Origin of the sequence: Aquibacillus kalidii (assembly GCF_014280935.1) — a bacterium.
Taxonomy (GTDB): domain Bacteria; phylum Bacillota; class Bacilli; order Bacillales; family Amphibacillaceae; genus Aquibacillus_D; species Aquibacillus_D kalidii.
The window spans coordinates 1-6,706 of the sequence record NZ_JACLZI010000041.1 but is presented as its reverse complement, the minus strand read 5'-3'; the positions used below and the strand labels follow the sequence as shown (position 1 = coordinate 6,706).

The window sequence follows — 6,706 nt, the reverse complement described above, 5'->3', positions numbered from 1 at the left end:
GTTAAAAGGCAGCTAACATCGCGAAATTAGAAATACCATAAGATTTCGCTTTGTTAAAAGGCAGCTAACATCGCGAAATTAGAAATACCATAAGAATTCGCTTCGTTATATTTCCTATCCAACTTCTTACTGGTGATTCTATAGAAAAAACGCCCCTGGTTTCGGGGGCGATTTATTGTGTTACTTTTAATTTTGTTAACTCATTTAGAGGTAGTCTTGCATAAAAGTAATCATTATTTTCATGGATAAAATGGTGATAGGACTCACGAAGTAAGCTCTCATCTTGAGTTGCTTTCCCTAGATAATATTTCTGGAATGGAGATAATGTCTCAAAAGAGCTCAGGATGGAAATACACGTTTCTTTATCCCCTCGCGCTAAAGCAAGGTGGGCCTGTTCTGCCTTGTCACTAGAGGATACTCCTTCTGTTCGCCCAAAGTAAGCGGATAGGAAGGGAATTGTAAAATTTGTGAGACCTTTAACAGCTGGCAAAAAAGCTTGCTGAGTGGCAATTTCTAAAGCCACCTTAGCATGATACATCGCTTGTTCATAACTATCAAACAAAAATCCTAGCGCCATTAAATTATGAATATCAATCTTCTTGCGCCAGTTATGAGTTGTATTTAAGATTCGGTATCCAAATTTTCTAGCTAAGATCATTTCACTTCTTTTCCAATGATAGATAACAAAAGCTTCATCAAGTCGAACAGCTAACAATTCCTTCAACATCAAGTTGTCTATCTTCTGGATTGCAGAAAGAACCTGGTCTGAGTATTTGCCGATTTTGTTATATTGCTTTAAGTCAAAGTAACAGAAAATACGTAAAAGATCCCGTAAGCACTGAATTTCTACCTCGTCAGCCTCAATGGTATTAATTTCATCAAGGTAATAGTAAGACGCTTCATATTTATTGTTCCCTCTTACCTTCAATCTACGGTTACGCATAATTTGATAAACCTTAGCCCATTTTTGATTTAATTTATTTTGGGAGGAACGGTTGATATCAATCAATTGCTTCAATTCTGCTAAAAAACCATTTGAATAAAGAAATTCTAAGCCAATGCGTAAGTTCTCATCCGAATTGGATTGTAAACAAAGATCACGAACAATATGAAGTGCGGATTCAGCATTCTCCGTTAACTTCACCATCTGGAATACGTGAAATAGTGATAATTCCTCATTGTTAACGATGAAATCCTCCCATGTATTCACTTGATTTACACTCATCTCTATCACAATCCATTCGTTAGATTATCTACTATATCCGAAAAAAATATAATCTAAATTTTAACACATACCTTTCATTAAAACATACTAAATACCTAAGTTTCATAAATTTGCCACACTAAAAGTAATTTAAATTTGCTAAACCCATCCTAAAAGCATTTCTCGAACAAATTTACTGGCCGCTATGACCGTCTGTTCAGTAGGGTCATAAATCGGAGCAACCTCAACTAAATCAGATCCAATAACGTCAACATCAGAATGTGCAATTAGCTGAATTGCCTCTAAAAGTTCTTTTGAGGAAATACCTCCAGCTTCAGCTGTTCCAGTTCCTGGTGCGAATGCAGGATCAAGCACATCAATATCAATAGTGACATACACTTTTCGACCAGCAAGTTGTTTTAATACATCACGTAGAGGTTCGACCACTTCATACCTTGCCATAAACATGCCACTATCTTTAACGTATTGAAATTCTTCCCTCATTCCTGAACGAATACCAAAAGAAAACACATTGTCCGGTCCGATAAGCCCACAGACTTTTCTTATTGGAGTAGAATGAGATAGTGTTTCCCCTTCATATTCCTCACGCAAGTCAGCATGTGCATCGATATGAATCATTGCCATATCTGGATATTTCTCATACATAGCTTGTATAACTGGCCAAGTAACTAGGTGCTCCCCTCCTAAGCCAAGTGGAAATTTCCCATGATCTAAGATTTTACGAACATAGTCTTGTATGTAATCAAGACTTCTTTGTGGGTTCCCAAACGGCAATGGTATATCCCCTGCATCAAAGTATCCGACTTCCTCCAAATGCTTGTCCATATAGGGGCTATATTCTTCTAAACCTAATGATGCTTCTCTTATACGATTTGGACCGAAACGAGACCCTGGTCTAAAACTAACCGTCCAATCCATTGGCATCCCATAAATAACTGCCTTTGCTTCGTCTATGTTTTGATTCGACATGATAAACACTTTTCCAGAATAAGCTTCATCGAAACGCATCGTGTCATCCTTTCTTATAGAGTCAGATCATTTACAAACTTAGGAAGTACAAATGCCGCATGATGTAATTCTTTTGTATAATATTTTGTATCTACATCAAAAAACCGCTCTTCTTTTACCTTTAACGGATCATGAATTTTGCTTCCGATTGTAAAAGTCCATAAGCCACTTGGATAAGTCGGGATATTAGCTGTGTATAATCTCGTCACAGGGAAGATCTCTTTTACATCTGCTACTACTTGACGGATTAAATCCGCTTTGAACCAAGGGTTATCTGTTTGTGCAACAAAGATACCATCATCTTTCAATGCTTTGGAGATTCCTGCATAAAAACCTTTTGAAAATAAATTAACTGCAGGTCCGACTGGTTCTGTTGAATCGACCATAATAACGTCATATTCATTTTCACTTTTAGCAATATGCATAAAGCCATCGTCCACTTTTACTTCTACTCGTGGATTGTCTAAATCTCCAGCAATTTCTGGTAAGTATTGTTTTGAATACTCAATAACCTTTCCGTCTATCTCAACTAACGTCGCTTTTTCTACAGAATTATGTTTTAAAACTTCACGAATTACTCCACCATCACCGCCACCAACGACTAAAACGTGCTTAGGATTTGGGTGGGTAAATAGTGGAACATGCGCAACCATTTCATGATAGACAAATTCATCTTTTTTTGTTGTCATGACCATCCCATCCAGAACAAGCATATTGCCCCATTCTTCGGTTTCAATCATATCCAGTTGCTGAAATTCCGTTTTTTCCGTATGATGAGTACGTTTTACCTTGGCCGTTATGCCAAAATTATTTGTTTGTTTTTCTGTAAACCACAAATCCATAGTCATAACTCCTTTGCATTTAGTTCCTGTACTTAATAGGCTTTGTTTTTTATCTTTTTTTATCCCATCTTTAACTAGACAATAACCAACATTCCCTATGTACTTCAAATACTATTTTCCCATGTGACTAAATTCAAACCTGTTTTTAACTAGAGGGTTAATAAAGCATTCCTAAGTAGTTTATCTCCTACCTAATTTATCGTTTCATGTTTAATTCCTTTTAGATATTCCCATAATGATTACTAAGTAAAGATAAGTGTCACAATAATTGCTTTACTATCTATCTTACAACAATTAAATTAATACAAAATTTCTAGGAGAATTCATATGTTTCAGTGGCTAAAAGAACTGCTACGGAAAATCAAGAAACGACCAGTTCGCTGGTTTTTAATCGCTACAGTTGCAATGGTCTGTTTTATAATTGGACTAGTTGGAGCTATTTTTGGCTATGCATACACGCTAGGGCCCCCGCCACTTACAAACCAACAGAATACAGTCTACTATAGTGCGTCCGGTGATGTTATTGGAGAAGAGCACGGCTTAGAGAGTAGATATTGGGTTGAACTTGAAGATATTGATCCAAAACTCGTCCAAGCAACAGTAATGACAGAGGATCAACGTTTTTACGATCATAATGGATTTGATTATAAACGCATAGTTGGTGCTGCAATAAAGGACATTAAAGCTATGGCGATGGTCGAAGGGGCCAGTACCATTACTCAACAGTACGCACGGAACCTATACCTTTCCCATGATAAGACATGGAAGAGAAAGTTAAAGGAAGCATTGTACACGATTCGTTTAGAAATGTTTTATGATAAAGATAAGATTTTAGAAGGATACTTAAATACTATTTACTATGGGCACGGTGCATATGGAGCGGAGGCAGCAAGTCGATATTTTTTCGATTCTTCCTCTAGCAATTTAAGTTGGGCAAATGCGGCATTAATTGCAGGTATCCCTAAAGGACCGTCCTATTATTCTCCTTTTCACAACTTTGAAAATGCGAAAAAGAGACAAGAACAAATACTTACTAATTTAGCTAATAAAGGCGTTATCACAGAAGAAGAAAAAACTGCAGCCATTAATCAAAAATTAGCATTAACTGAACCAAAGGATAGGACTGTCAAGACCGTTGCGCCTTATTTCCAAGATGTTGTGTTTAATGAATTGCAGCAAATTTTGGATGAGGATATGGAATCGATCCGGTCTGGTGGCTACCAAGTGTACACAACACTAAATGTGGAGGATCAGAAACAATTTGAAAAAACAGTAAAGGAAACGATTGATCCTTCGTCAGAAATACAAGTTGGTGCTATCGCAATGGATCCGAAAACTGGTGCAATTACCTCGTTAATCGGTGGTAAGAATTATAAGACAAGCCAATTCAATCGTGCCGTACAAGCTAAACGTATGCCTGGCTCTACGTTCAAACCATTTTTATATTACGCTGCACTAGAAAATGGTTACACAGCCACTACACCATTAATGAGTAAGCCTACTAACTTCCAACTTGCTGATGGCAAAGTTTATCAGCCAAGCAACTATAATGGTTATTATGCAGATAAACCAATCACATTAGCTCAAGCACTCGCTTTATCTGATAATATCTACGCTGTGAAAACTAACTTATATTTAGATCCAAAAACACTAGTTAATACAGCCCATAGATTCGGAATTGATAGCGAGCTCCCTGCCGTTCCTTCCTTAGCATTAGGGACAGCATCAGTCAGTGTGGAGGAAATGGTTTCAGGGTATAGTATGATCGCTAATGGAGGTAGTTCCGTTGAAGCACATACGATAAAGAAAATCACTGATTTAAAGGGAAACATTATTTATGAACGAGAAAAAGAAAAAGGTAAAAAGGTGTTAGATACGAAATCAACCTTCATTCTTTCTAACCTTATGACAGGTATGTTCGATGAATCTCTTAATGGATACATGCGTGTTACGGGGGCATCGATTGCTGATGATCTAAGTAGGACGTATGCAGGTAAATCAGGGACTACACAATCAGACAATTGGATGATTGGCTTCAGCCCAGATTTAGTTACCGGAGTATGGACAGGTTATGACAATAACCAAGATATAGAGCTTGTTCAAGAACATCATTATGCGAAGGATATTTGGGCAGCGTTCATGGAAGCAGCACATCGAGACCATCCACCAAGCTTTTTCAATGCACCTGATGGAGTCGTTGGAGCTTATGTTGATCCTGTCTCTGGTGAATTAGCCACTCCATATTGTGAGCAACATCGGTTAATGTACTTTGAAGAGGGGGAGGAACCAACTAGCTACTGTTCCCTGCATAAGCCGAAAGATGCGAAGAAAGAAGATGAAAAACAGGAACCTGAAAAGAATGATAAAGACTCCAAGAATGGACTGTTTGATTGGATTCCGTTTGGCGGAGATTGATTTTATAAACAGGAAAAAGGCCGGAGCATTGTATGTCCGGCCTTTTTCCTGTCCTAGTAACTAAAGTTACCATGTCCATATATTTTACAAATTCCTTACGAAAATCACAAGTCATTTACTTATATATTTTAAAATTTATTCAGGCAATGCTTGTTTTAATTCATCCGATGAATTTCCCCACATATCTGGATCAAAATTGCGAAGAAAATCTCCTAGTAGCTTCTTGGATTTTTCATCCATATGCTCTACCATGACTTTGCCTTTCATTGATTTATCCATGTGATTAACGTGTTCCGGCATTGATTTATAGGCACGTTTAATGGAACGGTCCACTCTGATTTCAGAACCTGCCACACCATGGAAATAAGGCCCATTTTCCCCACGCTCCACTGTAACCCAAACGATCCAGTATAGCTTACCATTAGGTACCTCATCTTTATTTGGAAGAAACTTCACACGTCTTTCCACTTCACTTCGAGCATGCATAGCAGCCATATCTACAAATGCCCTTTCTTCATTTGGATCAATAATAACCGGAGATATGTTTTCTAAACTGATTGAACCAATTCCATATCCTCCGTGTCCATCTGTAGAATCGTCCTTCATTATTGTAAAGGGATTACTCTTCTTTTTATTTGATGACTCATTCGTACTCATTAAAATACCTCCTTGTAATCCGTTATATTTCTCTTATTTATAGTATTCCTCTAAACATGGAACATTAGAAGTTCTTTTGTAATAATCTACCTGTATTGTAGCACAGAAGAAAAATCACTTTCATCTTTAAAGATTCAGAACAATTATAAAGGATTTTTTCTAATCGTACCGAAATAATAAAGATATAGAAAGGCTCTTTTCCATGACTTGTGCTTTTAAAATGACGTAGTTGAGATAAAATACGTAATAACTTCTATAAAACCTTTGGAAACTGCTTGAACTCGTTCCGGCAGAATACTTCGCTTTCCGTGGGCACGGCCTCAGCTTCCTCAGAGCAAAGAACGCTCTTCCGGGATCTTCGGACTCGTGCTGTTCCCACAGGAGTCTCCGCATTCTGCCTACACTTGACAGACTTCCAATGAATGAAATAAAAAGATCTTCGAGTACTTTTAGTAAAAACTAATTAAGTTAGGTATATACACTATTTAATTTTGTTGATTGTAGCGGAGGGCAGTTGACTCCTGTGGGAAAAGCAACAGCTGAAGACCCCACAGGGAGC

The 6,706-nt window shown here is 37.6% G+C and carries 5 protein-coding genes; 1 reads left to right on the top strand and 4 read right to left on the bottom strand.

Annotation, left to right across the window (positions count from 1 at the left end; all coding sequences use genetic code 11):
* Positions 1-172: 172 nt before the first annotated feature.
* The 3 genes from H7K77_RS12075 to speE all read right to left on the bottom strand — a co-directional run bounded on the left by H7K77_RS12075 (position 173) and on the right by speE (position 3,075).
* Positions 173-1,225: an AimR family lysis-lysogeny pheromone receptor gene (locus H7K77_RS12075; protein WP_186578103.1), complete on the bottom strand. Its 1,053-nt coding sequence runs from the start codon at positions 1,223-1,225 to the stop codon at positions 173-175.
* Positions 1,226-1,363: 138 nt separating this feature from the next.
* The gene (speB, locus tag H7K77_RS12070) at positions 1,364-2,233 is read right to left on the bottom strand and encodes an agmatinase (protein WP_186578102.1); all 870 of its coding nucleotides are present in this window, start codon (positions 2,231-2,233) and stop codon (positions 1,364-1,366) included.
* Between the two features lie 14 nt (positions 2,234-2,247).
* A complete protein-coding gene (gene speE, locus H7K77_RS12065) occupies positions 2,248-3,075 on the bottom strand; it encodes a spermidine synthase (RefSeq protein WP_186578101.1) in 828 nt (275 codons plus the stop codon).
* Positions 3,076-3,402: 327 nt separating this feature from the next.
* Between speE and H7K77_RS12060 the strand changes: the two genes are divergently transcribed.
* A complete protein-coding gene (locus H7K77_RS12060) occupies positions 3,403-5,490 on the top strand; it encodes a transglycosylase domain-containing protein (protein WP_235988922.1) in 2,088 nt (695 codons plus the stop codon).
* Positions 5,491-5,625: 135 nt separating this feature from the next.
* On the opposite strand, the gene H7K77_RS12055 is transcribed toward H7K77_RS12060, so the two are convergent.
* Positions 5,626-6,147, bottom strand: a complete 522-nt coding sequence (locus tag H7K77_RS12055) for a YwhD family protein (protein WP_186578100.1) — start codon at positions 6,145-6,147, stop codon at positions 5,626-5,628.
* Between the last annotated feature and the right edge of the window lie 559 nt (positions 6,148-6,706).